Raw genomic sequence first — 16,389 nt, forward strand, 5'->3', positions numbered from 1 at the left:
CCGCTCCGTCCCGGGCTCCCCGCCGCCCGGAACCTCCGCGGCTGGTGGCGGGAACTGGCAGAGGAAGGACAGCGGGTGCGGCAACAGGGCGGTGCGGCGTCCGAGGGCGTGTGGTCGGCGGCCCTCGATGTGCGCCTGCGCCTGGTGTCGTGCCGCTGTGCGGGATGCGGGTGGGCGAGCGGTCCGCTCCCGGCACCGGCCGCGGTGCGGGAGGCGGCCGTCGCCCACCTCGCCGAGCACGTGCTGCGCGAACGCCTGCCCAATCACCTGCGCACCTGCGGGTGCCGCACAGCCGGCTGCGGTTGGCACCCCGGCCGTCGCGGCTGCGGCGGGCAACTCGTCCTGATCCTCTTCCGCGGCCCCGACGGCCTCTCCTGGCACCTGGCAGAAGCGTGCGAGAGGTGCGCCGACGCAATCCCGCAGGCCGCCCGCATCCCACAGGGCGCCGACCCGGCACGAAGGCGCCGCGGCGGCGAGGCCCCCACCCTGGCCGCACAGCACCTGGCCGCACGAGCCGCACTCGCCCGCGTGGCGTCCCTGCCCGAACACGTCGGCGCCGAGGCAAGGCTGCTGGCGGCGGTGTGCGCACTGCGCACCCGCCGCACCGGGATCTCGCCCCTCCCCCACGGCCTCATCCGCGCCCTGGGCATCACCCAACCCGGCCGTGCCATCGGCGAGTTGGAGGACACGGGGTGGCTGCACTACCTGAGCCGGCCCCGCGGCGGGCCGGCCGTCTTCATCCCCGACCTCGTAGGAAACCGCAGCAGCCGCGCCGGACAGTGGGCCCTGCGGCTCCTCGCCGACCCGCGTGTGGCGGGCCTGGGCACGGCCGCTCGTCTCACCGTCCTCACGGTCCTCGCCTGGGCCGAACAGCCCGGCCAGGCCTTCCTCGTCGAACCCGACGCCGCCGCTCGCACTACCGGCCTCCGCCCTCGGGCATTCGACGCCGCTGTCGCACGCGCCCGCGCAACTGGCGCCCTGGGGCCTTGCACCGCCATGCCCAGCGGGCTCCTTCGGTGCGAGCAACCGTGCATCGTCAACCCCCTTGCCAAATAGACAGCCTGCGGCAGTTGGATGAGCATCAGCTCGGGCGGCCGTCCGCGCCAGGCTCCCGGCTTCCGTCGGGTGGGCCTGGACCTGGGCTGGGGCTCCGGTCCGCCCTGGGCCGCCGAACTTCCTGCCTCACTGACTCGGGCTGCCGGATTGGAGATCCCCGCTGTTCTGGGTGGTCTTCTCAATCAGGCGTTCGGCGCCGCAGCGTGGATCCCCTACCGACAGGGACGTCCGGTCACGCCCGGACTCGGGTCAGGTCCGTCCTGCGGGCCTCCAGCCTCGGACCTCGAGGTGCGTGATCACGGCGCCCGGTGCAAGTCGGCCGGTGGACACGAGCCACGCCTTGACCGCGGCGGCGACATCTCCGCCCGCCGCGTCCACACGGCCTTTCCACTCGGTGGCGTCGAGGCCTGCCTGCCCGGGGCCGAGGCCGGCTCCGTAGGAGCGTTCCTCCGTGCCGTCGGCGCGTTGGACCACCCCTCGGCGAAGTCCCGGGGAGTCGTCGGGGCTGCCTGCGTCGTAGACGAAGGCGCTCCTCTTGGCCCGGATCGTGAAGGCGACGCGGCCGCCGACCTCGGCCTGCCCTGCGATGACCGGGCGCAGGCGGGATGCGCCGGAGGCGATGTGCTGCTTTCCGGCGCGGGCCAGGCTGCTGCGATGGGTGTCGCCGACGACGTTCTTGGCGCGGACCCTGGCGTTGCGGCCGGAGGCGGTGGTGCGGCGTTGGACCAGGGTGTCGACGATGGCGTGGAGTTCTTCGGGGGTGTTGGCGGCGCCGGTGCGCATGGCCTCGAGGGCGCGGCGCAGCGCGGGTACGAAAGCGGCGCCTTTGCCTTTGGTGAAGAACTGGGAGACGAGGCTGGGATCGCGGCCGAGGATCTGGGCGACGTGGCGTTTGGTGTAGCCGGCGTCGAGGAGTTGCTGGGTGAGTTGTGCGGCCTCGTTCTGCTGTCGCTGCACTGCGGGGGCGTTGCGGTCTCGGCGTCGGCGGTCGGGCACGGGGTGCTCACCTTCTTCCGGTGGAGGGTGGTGGTGCCGGGGTGCGGAGTCGGGGGTGTTCGCGGTTCCTACTGGGCAGGTTCGGCGTCGTGGAGGGCGCGGCCGGCGGCTTGCAGGGTGTAGAACGCGTCGTCCGTGGTGGGGGCGGGGACGGGTTCGGGGATGCGGCCCTTGAGGAGGTATTCGCCGGGCTGTCCGTGGTAGGGCCAGTTCGGCTCGGCGGTGGTGTAGATGGCGTCGGTGCGGAAGGCGATGATGCTGCCGGGCGGCAGGTGGAGGGCGCCGACGCTGATGTTGTCCTCGCGCATGCGGGTGGAGAGCAGGGCGGCGCGGGCGGCGGACCATACTCCGGCGGCCCATTCGGGGTGGGCGTTGGGGTCGCGGGAGAAGCCGGAGTTCTGCTGCCAGGTGACGTGGGTGTCGGTGACGCCGGTGATCTGCGCGCCGTCGGGGACCTGGTGCTCGGAGCCGAGGGGGCTCTGGCCGGTGATGATGCGGGGCCGTTGGGCGAAGCCGCCGATGCCGAACAGCAGGATGCTGCGTACGGCGCGGGCTGCGAGGGCGGCGGCCTGCCTCTGGCGGGGGGCGGCGTGGACCTCGGAGATGGAGCGCAGCGCATTCCAGGCGTCGCGCAGGTGGGTGGACCACTCGCGCAGGGGGGTGCTGCTCTCCCACAGGAGGCCGTCGAGGATCTCGATGCGCCAGGGCTGGAGGGGGTTGCGCAGGGCCAGGTTGACCTCGGCTCCGCCGGCCCAGGTGGTGAAGGTGTGGCCGCCCTGGGCGGGGTAGGCCCAGGCCTTGTCGCCGACGATGGGAGCGGGGAGCAGGCCGACGTGGTTCCAGCCGTCGGGGACGGTGACGCGGATGTGCCAGTGGGAGGGGGCGAAGAGGGCGTTGGTCTGTTCCTTCTCGCTCCAGGAGGCGAAGGTGGCGGCGGTGACGCGCTGGGGTTCGCCGACGCCGGAGGCCCAGCAGTGCTTGGCGTAGGCGAAGGTGCGGTCGAGTTCGACCCAGCGCGGGAGTTGGGCGGGGACGGTGGGCGGGGTGAGGAGTTCGGTGCGGCCCTGTCCGGCGGTGGCGTGGAGCAGGCCGCGGATCTCCTCGCTCATGACGGGGTAGCCGTCGGCCCACTTGGCACCGGCCTTGGCGGGGATGGTGCGGGTCCACAGGTCGCGGCCGGTCTGGGAGGGCGATCCGAGGAGTACGACGTCGTGCCAGTGGTGGCGCAGGTGCTGCCACAGGAGGACGAAGGCGTCGCGGACGGTGGCGGGGTCGGCTCCGGCCGGGTCGAACCACTCCCCCACGGAGCGGATTTCGCAGTGCTGGTTGCCTCGCTGCCACCGTCCGACCGGGCGGCGTTCGTGGACGAGGTGGCCGGCCATCCGGTCGCGGGTGCGGCTGGTCTCGACCGTCCAGCCGTCCGGGAGGGGGGCGGAGAGCCAGGCGGCGACGGCGTCGCGCAGGAAGGGGTGCTGGTCGGCGTCGCGGTGCCAGGGGTCGCCGGCGGTGACGTAGATGCGCTCCACCGAGGCGGGCACGGTCGCGTAGACGGCGGTGATGATCTCGGCGACGGTGCGGGAGCCGAGGTCGAGGCGTACCTGCTGGTCCCGGTGGACGAGGACGCCGGTCTCGGTGTCGAGGAAGGCCATCTGGCGGGGCTGGTGGGTGAAGTTCGGGCGGGTGGAGACCAGGCCCGCCGTCGGGCGGGTCCACGGGTCGCCTGCCGTGCCGTCGGGGATGGACGGCAGTTCCCTCGGCGTCCCCGGCTTCGGCTGCGCGGGCACCGGGGGCCGGTCGGTGTCGGGGGCGGCCGGGTCCGGGGCGGGCTGCTGTGCCTCTGCTGCCGGTTGAGGTGCGGGCAGGTGTGCCACGGTGCCGGGCTTCGGTTCGGCCGGCTGCTCGGGCGCTTCGGGTGTTGCGGCGGCCGGCGGCGCGGTGGGGGCGAGGGCCGGGGCGAGGGCCGGGGCGAGCGCGACGATCTGACCGACGCTCAGGCCTGCTGCGGGTGCCAGCCGGTCGGCGTTGGCCTTCGGGTAGGCGGCGAGTGCCGCGATCCGCCGGTCGCGGTCGGCCTCGAGTTGGGCGAGTTCCTTGCGCAGGGACGCGATGTCGTCACGCTTCGCGCGCAGCTCGGCCAGGCCCTGGTTGTAGGCCTTGCTGTCCACGGCGTGTCCTTCCTGGACTGACGGGAGGTCGGGGGTCGCTGGGGGTTCAGTGGTGGGGCTTCTTGAGGTGCAGGCGCAGGCCGGCCGGTGCGCCCTTGTAGTCGCAGCCGTCCGTGGGACAGGCGTGCCACATTCCTTGGCGGACGGCTTCGTCGGTGACGGAGCGGGCGGGCCCGAAACCGTGTTCGTGGAGCAACCGGGGCACGGAGCCGTCGAAGCGGACAGCCAGGAGGGCGGCTTCGGCGATCTTGTCGTGGCCACGGGCAAAGAAGGCTCCGATGGCGGCTTCGGCTCCACAGCCGCACCAGCAGGTGCCGGTCGGGACCAGACGTGGCCGTTCCTGTTCAGCACTCATGCCAATCAAGATACAGCTTCTTGATTGGCATTCAAGGTGCCCGAGTCTGGGCGGCGGGGTGCGGCCCGTCTCCCGTGGCGGCCCGCCGAAGCCCTCCCGGGTGTGGCGGGTCCCCCTGTCGGGCAGTCAGGTGCCGAGGCCCTCGTCGTCATCGTCGTCCCAGGGGGGCGGGATCCACAGTGCCTCGGTGACGGGGTTGCTGTCGGTGAGGCGGCTCATCCGCCCGCTGACTGCGCCCGGCTGGCGCTGCAGGGCGGCGGCGATCTCCCCGATGTCCGCCCCGCTGCGGGCCATCTCCGCGATGGCCTCCTCTTCCTCCGGCGTCCAGGGCAGGTAGGCGCGGGGGTGGTCGCGCATGACCTGGGCGCGGTGGGAGTTCGGGTCGATTGCGGGTTTGCCCCTACGAATGGCCGGGGGCGGGAGGAGCTCGAGGGGGAAGGGCTCCAGGTGGAGCTTGGCGAGGCGGAAGCGGACGGATTTGGCACTGCGGCCCAGGTGGGCCGCGATGGCCTCGGGCGCGGCCCCTGCGGCGGCGTGGCAGTACGCGTCCTCCTCGGGCGTCCACGGGCGGGGTCGGCCCGGGACGGCACCCGGTGTGCGGGGTGGCGGGACCGCCGGGAGGGTCCGGCTCCGGGCGGGCGTGCGGTTCCGGGCACCGGCATCGCGCGGTGCAGGCGGCAGCGGGTCCGGGCCGCCTTCGAGGAGTTCCAGCACGCGCCAGGTGAGGGCGAGGCGCATGCCGTCCTCCAACTGCACCTCAACGGCGCTGGGGTCCAGCATGCATGGCCCGTAAAGAACATGCAGGCGTTGCCGCGCGAAGGCGGTGGAGTCTCCCGGGCGCGGCTGGTGCCGAAGGGTGCCGGTGCCGGGATGTCCGTCGAGGGTCTCGGTGTCGGGGTCGCCGTGCCAGCGGCCGTGTTCGTCCTGGAAGGCGTAGAGGAGCAATGGTTTTCCTGGTCGGGGTGGTCGGTCAGCGAGTACCGGGGACGGTGAACAGGCTGTTCAGGAGGGCCGGGGCGGCGGGGTCATCCGGACGCAGGCAGGCGAGGAGGTCGGCGTAGTCGGCCAGGGCCGCGTGGCCGGCAGGCTGGACGCCTCCGGGGCGCGCGCCCAGCGAGAAGCTCGCGGGGGCGTCCTTCAGGCGTTCGCGGGCGATCACGTGGAACACGTCGGGGCTCGGGGCGCTGTAGAGGACCAGTTGGGGGGTGACGGCGAGTGGGAACAGGAGCGTGGCACGGGAGGTGATGAGGAGCTTGCGGTGCAGGTTCGAGGCGGCCCGCGCCAGAAGTTCCTCGCGTGCGTAGGCCGCCCAGCCGGGTTCGCCCTCGACGGGCTCGAGAACGGCCTCGGCCTCGGTCACGGCAATCGCGTCGAGGAGGGCGAGGTCGACCGGGTCGGCGTGCTCGCGCATCCGCAGGAGATCGGCGAGCATGCGCGCGGGTTCCGGGGCCGCATCGCGCCTGTGCTCTGTGCTGACGCCGGTCCTGTCGAGGACCGCGATCTGCGCGTCCCGCAGCCGCTCGTACCAGGCCACCAGGTAGGGCTTGCCTCCGTCCGGGCACAGCCATCCCTCGATGGGCCTGACCTCCAGGCGCTGGGCGGCGTAGGCGACGGCCGCGGTCGGGTACCAGTCGGGGCCCGCGGAGGGACGGCCGTCGACCGTGAATGGGAACGGCAATCGCTCGTCGTGGGGGAAGCCGGACAGGTCGACCAGCCACCTGCCCGCCCTCTTGCGGTCGAAGGCGGGGTTGTTGAAGTGCCTCGGCTGCGCGGAGGGAAGGCGCGTGTCCGACGAGGCGGCATTGGCGAACGGCAGCGTGGTGCGCAGCGCGACGACGACACAGTCGCGTTTGAGTTCCCTGCTGCTGGGGGTGCGTGCCCACAGCCGGACGCCGGTGCGGGCGGGTCCGGGGAATCCGAGGAAGGGGTCCTGGAAGGAGTTGGCCGCCAGTTCGGGGCGCATCAGGCCCATGAGATCGATGCCGCAGTAACCGGGCGGTGCGGCGGGTGGCATGACCAGCCGGGTGTATTCGCCGAGCATGCGGGCGGTGTCGGTGGGCGTGGGCAGTTCGGCGAGGGCTCTTGCGGCGGGTGTCCAGGGCAGGATGAGCAGTCGCAGGCCCACGCTGTTGGGCAGGCCGAGGTGGCTCCAGGCGCCGACAGTGCGTCCGGCCCCGTCGCGGCCGATACGGTCGAGGATCTCGGCGGCCGTGTCCTGATGGGGGCCGTGGCAGGTGGGGGGCAGGCCCAGTGCGGCAGTGGCGCTCGCGGTCAGGGCCAGAACGGGCGGGATCCTCCGGTGCGGTCCCTTGCTGCTGTTCGTCTCCGCGGTCCACGGGCTGAGGCCGAGACGGGCTGCGAGGTGGGGAAGGTCCTCGGGTCCGGTGACGGGGCAGGGGCCGCTGCGTCCGTCGGGCAGGTGCACCGTGAACCCGCCTGTGGCGGCGGACAGTACGGCGACGGAACCGATGTGTCCGCGCGGAAGGGCGGTGTGGCGCGGCACCGCAGGCGCAGCGGGTTCGCTCCACAGCGGCGGAGAGGTCTGCGGCGGCGTGGCGGGGGCCGGGACCGCCGGGGACGGCAGGGCTGTGCGGGGCGCGGGAATGCCCGCCGGGGGGTGGGCGGGTGCCGCGGCTGTGGCGGGCTCCGGGTTTCCCCGGTTCTCCAGGTGGTGGAGCAGGTGGCAGTAGGCCCGCCACTCCGGGCCCTGGCCCCGTACACCCTTCTCCCAGTTGCGGATGGTGGCGGGGGTGACCATCAGCGCCTCGGCAAACTCGCGGGCCAGGTAGCCGGCTCCTTCGCGAATTTCCCTGGGGTGTACTTCGGGGAAGGTTCGCGGCGCCGGCAGGTCGCGGTCGATCGCTGCTTTCACGAACTCGCACAGCGTGGACTCGAACAGCGTGGGGTGTCCCTGGTCGGTCAAATCGGATTCCTGTCGGCTTTGCGGCGTGCGGCGCCCGGCTTGGCGCGCTGCGCAGCAGTATGAACCGGCACACCGTCAATTCATTTTCTCGGAAGGTGTGTTCAGAACCGTTTCAGCATGGCTGATCTGCGGTGACATGTCGCCGGCGGGCGGCCGGGACGGGGGCGCGAATTGGTCCGCACGCGCCGCGTGCGTGCGCCCAGGACTTCCACTGATGCTCCGTGTTCGATTTTTCTGGCTTTGTCGTCTGCGTGGATACGACATGGTGGTGTTCTTCCGCTCGAGCACGGGTCTCCTGCCGCACGTGTTCGGCGTGCCATGGCCGCAGGCGGTCAAAGCTGCGCACTGCGCGGGCTCGGCCGGGCGGGGGTTCCTCATTGCTGACGGGTCGGAGGGCCTGGTGGTGGCTGTGCTGGTGGAGGCGGAGTTCCTGGACCGCACGGGGCGGCGGGTGAAGGCCCCGGTGGGCGCCCTGGCGGGTGAGCCGCTGGAGGAGCGGGGCCCGGTGTGGCAGCCGGCCGCGCACCGGGGCAGCCGTGCGACGACGACCCTGTGGTGGGCGGCGACCACGAGGAAGCCGGTGGGCTTCGCCGGGCTCGAGCGCCAGCGCGTGGCGGTGGAGTTGGACTTCGACCGCTGCGTGGTGGCGTTCTCCGGTGCCCCGGTCCGGCTCTCGTGGACGTGCGGGGGCCGGGACGAAACCGTCGTCGCCGACTTCGTCGCGCGACAGGCGAGCGGGTCGCGACTGCTGGTGCTCTGCCCTCCGGCCCGCACAGCCCGGCGGGAGGAGCGCTGGGGCGAGACGCAGGAGGTCCTGCGGGAGGTGTGCTCGGCGGCGGGATGGCGGCTTCACCTTCCCGGGCCGAGCAGTGCCGTACGGACCGGGAACCTCTACCGTGCCGCGCAGTTCCGCCACCCGCGGCACTGGGACGCCGCCGGCGCACAGGCGCTGCTCGCCGCGTTCGCCCGTCCGCGGCCGCTGCGGGAGGGGGCCTTGGACGCGGGCCTTCCCGCGCTGTCCGCCCTGGCTCGGGCCTACCACCTGCTGTGGAGGCAGCGCCTGAGCTTCGACTGGGAGACCCCGCTGGTGCCGACCAGTGTCGTGTCGGCCGCCGGAGGAGCCCGGTGAGCGCCCCGGCGGCACTGCCGCAGCAGCAGCGCTCCTTCCACGTCGAGCTGAGCCTGGGCGACCGGGTGCGGTGGCGGGGCCGGCCGCACCTGGTCGTCGAGATCGCCGGGACCGCGGTCACCCTCGTCGTCGAAGGCTCGCCGCCCGGCGCGGACGACGAGGCGACCGCCGGAGGGGACGCCGGGCCGGGCTCGGAATACACGGTGGTGCTGGCCCCGTACCTACTGCGCTCCCCCGGCTTCGAGGTCCTCGGCCGCTCCGCCCGCACAGAATCCCTTCTGCCGCTCTCCCGGCTCCAGAGCGTTCGCCCCGAGGTGGCCGCCCGGGCACGGGAGTGGGAGCAGCACGTCGTCGAGGTCCACACCGGCCTCCATCCCCACGCGCCCGCCGGGAGCGCACCACGGCCGGGGTACGACCCCGCCCACCGCACGCTCGCCCAGCGCTACGAGGCGAAGGCGGCCGAGCTGCAAGCGATGGGCTGGCAGGGCGCGTCGGCCGGGACGGTGGAGCGCAAGCGCCGGGCGTGGCTGGCGCAAGGCCTGTGGGGGCTGGTCGACGACCGCAGTACCCGCACCCGCAGTGAGCTGGGCCGTACCGATCAGCGGGTGGTCGAGCTGCTGCTGACGCTCGTGGAGCGCGCCCGCAAGCGGCGGGAGTCGGTCGGCAACGCCATGCGGCTGTACGAGCGGCTCAAGGCGGCGTTGAATCGGCAGTTCCCTTCGCTGGCGCGCGAGTTGGTGCCGCCGGTGTCCTCGTTCTACGCGTTGCTGAAGAGGCTGGGGATCCGGGTCAAGGACCTGACGGCGCCGCGCCGCCGGCAGGACGACGAGGCGAACCGGCCCGAGCCGCCGTTCGCGACGATCGTCGCCCAACTGCCCGGCGAGCGGGTGGAGATCGATACCACCGGCCTGGACATCGTGGCCCGGGGCGAGGACGGCCGTCCGGTCTCGCTGGAGCTGACCATCGCGATCGACGTGGCGACGCGCAGCATCCTGGCCGGCGTCGTCCGGCCCAGGTACAGCAGCGCGTACGCCGACAGCGCCGCCAAGGACAAGGGCAAGGGCGGCCGCTCCGGGCAGCGGGGCCGGCGGCGTCGCCGGCGCGGCCGGGCCACCAAGGGCGTGGACGCGAGCCTGCTGCTGGCGCAGATGCTGGCGCCCCAGATCGCCGACCGGCACTGGTCGCCGCTGGCCCTGGCTGAGAACAGCGACCTGCCGTACGCGCAGATGCTGGAGGCCGACCCGCGGATGGCCGGCGCGGCCGCACGGCCCGTCATCGTGCCGACGATGGTCGTCATCGACCACGGCAAGGTGTTCACCAGCCAGGTGTTCACCGACGCGTGCGCGCACCTGGGCATCACCGTCAGGCCCGCCCGCACGCGCATACCCACCGACAAGGCGATCGTGGAGCGGACCATGGCGGCGATCAAGTCGCTGTTCTGCCAGTTCGTCGCGGGGTACACCGGCTCCGACATCAGCCGGCGCGGCAAGGACGTGGAGAAGGGCCGGCTCTGGCGCCTCGACGAGATCAACGACCTGCTGCAGCAGTTCATCAGCCTGCACTGGCAGCAGCGGCCCCACGAGGGCCTGCGCAACCCCTTCCACTCGGCGATGCCGGCGCTCACCCCCAACCAGGCGTACGCCGCGCACGTCGCAGCCTGCGGCCACCTTCCGCTTCCGCTGTCCGACGAGGACGTGCTGCACCTGCTGCCCACCGCCTGGGCGCGGGTCACCGACAAGGGCATCCGCCTCAACCGGCGCACCTACGACAGTGCCCGGCTGGGCCCGCTGCGCGGCATGCCGTCCGGGCTGTGGGGGCCCAACCGGATGCGGTGGGAAGTGCGCTACCACCCGTACCAGCCGGAGACCGTCTGGCTGCGCGACCACCGCAGCGACGAATGGATCCCCGTCGACTTCATCCACAAGCACCTGATCACCGACCCGTGGACCGAGTGGCTGTGGGAGGAGGCCACCGCCGCGTTCCTGGAACGTGGCGGTGCGGCCGACGACGAGGAAGCCATCGCCCGCGAAGTGTCCGCACTTCGCCGCAGGGCCGCACGCCCCCCGGCCGTGACCGACCGCCAGGCACCCGCCCCGGCAGAGGCGACCGTGCGCGTCCCCGACCCCAACCCCGTCGACCGCTACGCGAACATCCCGCACATCGACCCCGCCGACGTCGCCGCGCGGCGCACCCTCGACGGCGACCCGGCCGCCCTGTTCGGCGCTCCCCCGCCCGACAGTGCCCCCACCGCCGTCGACACCGTCCCTGCCGGCCTCGGCACGGTCCCGATCCCCCGCACGCCGGCCGCCGAGCCGCGCGCCCTCGTCGCCCGCACCCTGTCGGACGCCGCCCACACCCTGTTCGGCGGCCTGCGCGTACGCCGCTCACCCGCCACCGACACAGCGAAGACCGAATGACCTTCAACCTCGACACCCTGCAGCACGAACCCGCACCCGGCCCGTCCCGCAGGCCCGGCAGGCTGACGACAGCCACCGGCTGGAACACCTTCGTCAACCACGTCGTCACCGTCCCCGAGCTCAAGGCCGGTCCGCCGGACACGCCCGTCCCCGACGACGACCCCCGGATGCTGTACCACGCGGCGATGCGGATCGTGAGCACCCCGGCCGTCGAGAAAGCCCTCGCCGCGTGCTGGCAGCTGCTGCGGGCCAGCGAACCCCGCAGCGAGGGACAGCTCGGACTGATCATCGACGGCGAGCACGACACCGGCATGACCGTGGTCCTGCGCATGCTCGGCCGCGCCTACCAGGGCCGCGTCGCCGCCCGCCGCCCGAAGGACACCGGCTTCGTGCCCGTCGTCCACCTCAACGTCCCGCCGTCGATCACCACCCCGGCCGACTGGGCGCTGCTGTTCGCCGACTTCTTCGAAATGCCCTACACCAAGAACCCCGAAGCCGCCCCGGTCCGCGTCCCGGACATGACCGGGCCCGTCCGCTTCAGACTGGCGAAGGCACAGACCCAACTCGTCCTGATCGACGGCATCAACCGGCTCAGCGACGCCAACACCGCCTCCGCGTTCTCATTCCTGACCTGGCTGCGCGACGAACTCGGCCTCACGATCGTCTACTGCGGCTCCGGCGCCCGCGACATCGTCCAGGCCGGCCTGCGCGGCAACCGCATCGCCGCCCGCACCGCCAACTACCGCAGCCCCTACCCGGTCATCACCACCAACCCCATCCCGTACACCGAGAACGACCCCGAGACATGGCTGACCGTCCTACGCGCCCTCGACAAGGACCTGCGCCTGCACCACCACAAGCCCGACACCCTGCTCGACCTCGCCGCCTACCTGCACCAGCGCACCGGCGGATACATCACCACCCTCTCCTACCTGATCTGCGAAGCCGCCCAACTCGCCATCGAAACCGGCGAGGAAGCCATCACCCGCGAACTGCTCGCCCCACTCCTCGTCGGCCGCAACGACGAAGACGACCCCTACTGACCCCCTCCCCCGACGAAGCCACACCCATGACCGACAGCATCGACCCTCCGGCCCCTCCCCCGGCCCCGTCCGAGACAGCGGTCTCCCCCGCCGCCGCGCGGGCGCCCGTGCATCGGCGAATGCCTCTCGATGGCCGCCGCCTGGGAGCAGGCCGGGATCAGGCACGACGCCAGCTACGAGGACTCCTGCTCACGCTGCGACGAATGGTGCTGCATCCAGTGCGGCCGCCAACGAGTTCCCAGCTACCCCGACTTCTGCGGCGACTGCGTCGAGGACGACGACTGGACACCCGAATTCGACGGCTGCCCGCGCCCCTACGGCCACCCCCGATGCGCCGAGGGCGACACCGTCCGAGCCGCCGTGCCGCCCTTGTCCGACATGGGGCATACGCATGGCGCTCAAGGCATGCCGGGACCAGGGCGTTCAGGCCCGGGAAGGGCGCTGTCCAGGCCTGGGACTCCCGTCCCAGGTGGACGGGAGCCCTTGCGGCCGGGTCAGGTCGGGTCGATCCACTCGGTGGGGATGAGGGCCGCGCCGCCGCGCCAGTTCTCCACGACGGCGTCCTGGAACCACTCGTCCCGCAGGTTGACGTGGTCGCAGACGATCACCTGCAGCCCTCCCTCGTTCAGGTGCACGACATCGCGCATGAGGGCGAAGTATGCGCGGACCGCTTCCCAGTCGGCGTCGACGACGGTGGCCGCGTCGTGGACCTCCTCAGGGAAGAACGCCTGGGTGGGCTGATCGAGCACCAGGAAGCGCGGGGTGGGGCGCTGGTGCCGACGGAAGAAGGTGTGGAGGGCCAGATGGGCGACCAGGTGGTAGCCGATCCAGTTCTTGGCGCTTCCGATGCGTGTCAGCGGCAGTCGCTGTGTCGGCATCCGCAGGACGACGTTGAGGAGGGTGAGGCTGATTCGGGCCTCCTCGGCCTCGTCGGCGTGCTCCAGGCCCAGCCTGCGGGACCAGTCGGTCATCCAGGTGGCGACCTCGTTGAGGCGGTTCTCGGCCTCGGCACCGACCTCGTCGGCGTCAACGAGGCGCTGCAGGGCCTCGGCGCGCTCGCGGAGCAGTGCGATGTCGCGTTGCAGGGCGGCGAGTTCGTCCGGGCCCTGGGTGGTGCTGCTGCGTTGGAGTTCCTGCAGGATCCGCCCTTGGACGTGGGCTTGGCGGGTTCGCAGGTCCTGGGCCTGTCGTAGTTGACGGTCGGATGCGTTGAGGGCTTCCACGGTGGCGGCGTTGGCACGCATGCGGGTATTGAGGGCGGTGATCTGCTCGTCGAGTTCACGGCGGTGGCGTGTGCGGGCTGGCTGGAGGCTAGCGAGGTCTTCGAGTTCGCGGTCCAGCCGCCGGGTGAGGTCGTGGAGGTCGGTGATGTCGGGGTCGGGCTCCGGCAGGGTCTGGGTGCACAGCGGGCACAGGTCGGCTTCGCCGCTGGGGTCGTGGGCGAGCAGGCCGATGGGCTTGAGCCGGCCCAATTGGGTGTGGAGTTCTCCGCTCAGGGCCCTGGACTCCTGCTGCCACGTGTCGAGGACGGCCCTGGCTGTCGTCAGTTCCTGCAGTTGGTCCCGCAGTTGGCGGCGTTCGGCGGCGAGTGTCTCTCGGCGTCCGGTGTTCTCGCCGGGCAGGGCCGGGAGGTCGGGTCCGCTGCGCAGGGCTGTGTGCAGGAGTGCGTCGAGGTCGGTGGCCGTCAGGTCCTGCGGGCCCGGTGCTTCGGGGATGAGGCCGACGTCGGCGGCCATGCGGGCGAGGGCGAGCCGGTGGGCTTCGGCGCCGTCGAGGCGCTTGCGTGCTTCGTCGAGCTGCTTCTGCGTGCGTCGCAGGGCCTTGTTGGTGTCGGCGAGTTGCTGTTGCCGTACGGCCTGGTCGGGGCCAGCCGCGCCCAGGAAGTAGGGGAGGGTGTCCTTGAGCGCCTGAGCGATGCCCTGCTCGCCCTGACGGTGGAAGAGCAGGTTCTGGTTGGCGATCTCGCCCTGCCCCTGCAGGCACAGCAGGACGGCCTGGGCGCTGGAGATGTCGAAGGGGTGGCGTCCGGCGCCCGCGGGCGGCTGGAAGCGGAAGTCCTCGATGCCGATGCGGGCGCTCACCTCGGCGCGGATGGACGCGGTGTCGGCGTTCACGCGCATCTGCTCGGCGGTGGGCACGTCGAGGGTGTGGTCGCCGATGACGAGCATGGCCTTGGTAGTGGAGGCACCCTTGGGGGTGGGGCGGCCCAGCAGCAGCCGCACGGGCCCGATCTGGACGAGTAGGGCGTACCAGGCGGCGTTGCTGGTGATGACTCCGTCGGGAAGGGTGAAGGTCTGCTGGCCGAGGCAGTACTCGATGATCGACAGGACGGTCGACTTCCCGGTCTCGGACTCGCCCGTGAGGATGTTCAGCGCGCCCGGGCGAAAGCGCAGTACACGCGGCTCGGGGCGGCCGTCGCGATGGTAGAGGGCGAGGGCGAGCAGGTCCATGACGGTGCAGGGCTCCTTCGGCGTACGCGGGTTAGGGGCGGACGCCCAGCAGGGTGAAGGCGGTGGCCGGGTCACTGGCGGCGAGCCAGCGGCCCACGAGGACGGCGGCCCGGACGCAGGAGGCGGCTTCCTCGCCGTCCTCGGCCGGGGCCGGTCGCCGGGGTCGGCCGACGGCGGCCAGTCCGGTCGGCGTCAGGGCGAGGATGCGGTGCCGGATCCCGAAGCGGATGCTGGCGCGGGCGTGGTCGTGCAGGCCGGCGGCCCGCCTCGGGTAGACGGCGCGCTCCACCGGGTGGTCGGCGAGCCAGGCCGCGAGTGTGGTGCGGGTGTCGCGCGGCAGCTTGGCGCGGGAGTCGGGCGGCAGCACCAGCGGCAGCAGCAGGAACGCGCTGGGCCACGGGAGCGCGGCCTGGTCGCTAGCCGCGGCGGAGTGGGCGGCGGCGCCGTGCGCGAGGACGTAGGCGCCGAATGCCGGATTGAGGAGCGCCTCGACTTCCGGCAGTCGTGGCTGGCGGGCGGGCACGGTCTACTCCTCCTCTTCGGTCGGGTCGGATCCCTTGAGGAGGTCCAGGTGCTTCGGGTGCCAGCCGAGGGGTTTCTCTTCCTCGCGCGCGTTGTCGGCCAGGGCGTGGAGGGTGCCTCGGGCGATCCACCGCTTGTCGACGTTGGGGCGCAGGCGGATCTCGCGGACCGCCTCCATGGTGGCGTCGAGGATGTCCTCCCCTACGGCTTCCGGGTCGGTACCGGCCCGGCCGCGGTCGAAGCGGTCGGCCAGCTTGGCGTGGATGAGCTTCCACTCCTGGCGGAGTTGAGTTTCGAACTGGTCCAGTTCGCTGCCGCAGACGTGGTTGCGGTAGAGCCACATGGAGCGGTGGGCCCAGGCGTGGTGGTACTCGGCGATGTGGACGTGGAGGCTGCGCGGGCCGAGGCCGATCCATCGCAGTTGTTCGACGAAGACACGGTCGGCGTAGGCGGCGGTCTCCGCCTCGGTGAGCTCCGCGAGCAGGTCGCTGACCGGCAGGGACGCGGCAGTGTACTTGGACAGCACGTAGTCGATCTGGGCGCGCAGCTCGTCGGCGGTGATGGTCTGGCGACGTCTGGGGTCAGCGTGGTCGAGCATGCCCTTCGACTGGCCCCACCACCAGCCCCTCAGCTCGTCCAAGATCTCCCGGCCCTGTTCGTCGCTCTTCCAGATCCCGATCACCTCCCGCAACGTAGAGTCGACCTCTGACACTCGGGGGGCCTGGTCGTCCAGGGTGATGGCTCCGACCAGCGCGGCCCTGGTCGGAGCGGTGCACGCCATGAAGCGCGCCCGCCAGTCCTTGGTTGCCTTGGCGCCTTCGGCGTCGCCAGCGACGGCCTCGAGCACCGCCAGGGCGCCGGCCGGGTCGCGTCCGGGGCCCGCTTTGAGCTTCGCGAGGACGCTGTCGTCCGGGACCTTCTGCGTGGTCACGAGCCGCAGCATCGGGACGCGGCCGGGCGTGTGGTCGAGCCCGTCGCACCAGGAGTTGACGGAGCGCCACAGGTCCGCGCTGGTGATCGCCAGGTTGCCGGGGTGGCCGTGGTGCTTGGACTGGACGAACTGCTGCGGGTCCTGGCCGTGGAGGATCTCGATGTCGTCCAGGAACTCCATGCGCAGTTGCGCTTCGGGGTCCTTGAACCAGGCCCGGGCCAGCTCGACCAGCGCCCACTCGCACTGGTAGAGGTAGCCGACCATCTGCCCGGCTGCGGAGTGCGGCATCTTCTGATTCACGATGAGCGAACTCTAGTAACTCGCTGTCACACCGGCAACTTGGTCGTGACTGTTCTCGGACAGGCCAGGCACGTCCAACTCTGTTCTGTGGCAGGCGGTTCA

At 72.2% G+C, this 16,389-nt stretch carries 12 protein-coding genes; 4 read left to right on the forward strand and 8 right to left on the reverse strand.

What is annotated here, in order from left to right; genetic code table 11:
* Nucleotides 1–75: 75 nt before the first annotated feature.
* Nucleotides 76–1,056 carry a hypothetical protein gene (locus ACFV4P_RS33965; RefSeq protein ID WP_380477344.1) on the forward strand — a complete coding sequence of 327 codons (981 nt, stop codon included), beginning with the start codon at nucleotides 76–78 and terminating at the stop codon, nucleotides 1,054–1,056.
* A 249-nt stretch (nucleotides 1,057–1,305) separates the two neighbouring features.
* Here the strand turns inward: ACFV4P_RS33965 and ACFV4P_RS33970 are convergent, their stop codons facing one another.
* The 5 genes from ACFV4P_RS33970 to ACFV4P_RS33990 all read right to left on the reverse strand — a co-directional run bounded on the left by ACFV4P_RS33970 (nucleotide 1,306) and on the right by ACFV4P_RS33990 (nucleotide 7,495).
* On the reverse strand, nucleotides 1,306–2,052 hold the full coding sequence (locus tag ACFV4P_RS33970; protein ID WP_380477366.1) for a helix-turn-helix domain containing protein: 747 nt from the start codon (nucleotides 2,050–2,052) through the stop codon (nucleotides 1,306–1,308).
* A gap of 68 nt (nucleotides 2,053–2,120) precedes the next feature.
* On the reverse strand, nucleotides 2,121–4,217 hold the full coding sequence (locus ACFV4P_RS33975; protein WP_380477345.1) for a Mucin-19: 2,097 nt from the start codon (nucleotides 4,215–4,217) through the stop codon (nucleotides 2,121–2,123).
* A gap of 46 nt (nucleotides 4,218–4,263) precedes the next feature.
* Nucleotides 4,264–4,572, reverse strand: a complete 309-nt coding sequence (locus ACFV4P_RS33980) for a hypothetical protein (RefSeq protein ID WP_380477346.1) — start codon at nucleotides 4,570–4,572, stop codon at nucleotides 4,264–4,266.
* A 126-nt stretch (nucleotides 4,573–4,698) separates the two neighbouring features.
* Complete coding sequence (locus ACFV4P_RS33985; protein WP_380477347.1) at nucleotides 4,699–5,517, reverse strand: hypothetical protein; 819 nt, start codon at nucleotides 5,515–5,517, stop codon at nucleotides 4,699–4,701.
* A 25-nt stretch (nucleotides 5,518–5,542) separates the two neighbouring features.
* Nucleotides 5,543–7,495 carry a helix-turn-helix domain-containing protein gene (locus tag ACFV4P_RS33990; protein ID WP_380477348.1) on the reverse strand — a complete coding sequence of 651 codons (1,953 nt, stop codon included), beginning with the start codon at nucleotides 7,493–7,495 and terminating at the stop codon, nucleotides 5,543–5,545.
* 400 nt (nucleotides 7,496–7,895) lie between these two features.
* Between ACFV4P_RS33990 and ACFV4P_RS33995 the strand changes: the two genes are divergently transcribed.
* From ACFV4P_RS33995 to ACFV4P_RS34005, 3 genes are read left to right on the forward strand one after another with little or no spacing between them, the layout of a single operon-like run.
* A complete protein-coding gene (locus tag ACFV4P_RS33995; RefSeq protein ID WP_380477349.1) occupies nucleotides 7,896–8,624 on the forward strand; it encodes a TnsA-like heteromeric transposase endonuclease subunit in 729 nt (242 codons plus the stop codon).
* Nucleotides 8,621–11,041, forward strand: a complete 2,421-nt coding sequence (locus tag ACFV4P_RS34000) for a Mu transposase C-terminal domain-containing protein (RefSeq protein WP_380477350.1) — start codon at nucleotides 8,621–8,623, stop codon at nucleotides 11,039–11,041. Before ACFV4P_RS33995 ends, ACFV4P_RS34000 begins: the two co-directional genes overlap by 4 nt.
* Complete coding sequence (locus ACFV4P_RS34005; protein ID WP_380477351.1) at nucleotides 11,038–12,084, forward strand: ATP/GTP-binding protein; 1,047 nt, start codon at nucleotides 11,038–11,040, stop codon at nucleotides 12,082–12,084. Before ACFV4P_RS34000 ends, ACFV4P_RS34005 begins: the two co-directional genes overlap by 4 nt.
* A 494-nt stretch (nucleotides 12,085–12,578) precedes the next feature.
* Here ACFV4P_RS34005 and ACFV4P_RS34010 read toward each other — a convergent pair whose 3' ends face one another.
* The 3 genes from ACFV4P_RS34010 to ACFV4P_RS34020 are packed head-to-tail and all read right to left on the reverse strand — an operon-like array spanning nucleotide 12,579 to nucleotide 16,287.
* Entirely contained in the window at nucleotides 12,579–14,534 is a 1,956-nt protein-coding gene (locus tag ACFV4P_RS34010; protein ID WP_380477352.1) for a DUF3732 domain-containing protein, read from the reverse strand.
* Between the two features lie 31 nt (nucleotides 14,535–14,565).
* Nucleotides 14,566–15,057, reverse strand: coding sequence for a three component ABC system middle component (locus ACFV4P_RS34015; protein ID WP_380477353.1), 492 nt, complete (start codon nucleotides 15,055–15,057; stop codon nucleotides 14,566–14,568).
* Nucleotides 15,058–15,060: 3 nt separating this feature from the next.
* The gene (locus ACFV4P_RS34020; RefSeq protein WP_380477354.1) at nucleotides 15,061–16,287 is read right to left on the reverse strand and encodes an ABC-three component system protein; all 1,227 of its coding nucleotides are present in this window, start codon (nucleotides 16,285–16,287) and stop codon (nucleotides 15,061–15,063) included.
* Nucleotides 16,288–16,389 lie beyond the last annotated feature (102 nt).

The sequence above is a fragment of the Kitasatospora sp. NPDC059795 genome (assembly GCF_042732175.1).
Classification (GTDB): Bacteria; Actinomycetota; Actinomycetes; order Streptomycetales; family Streptomycetaceae; genus Kitasatospora.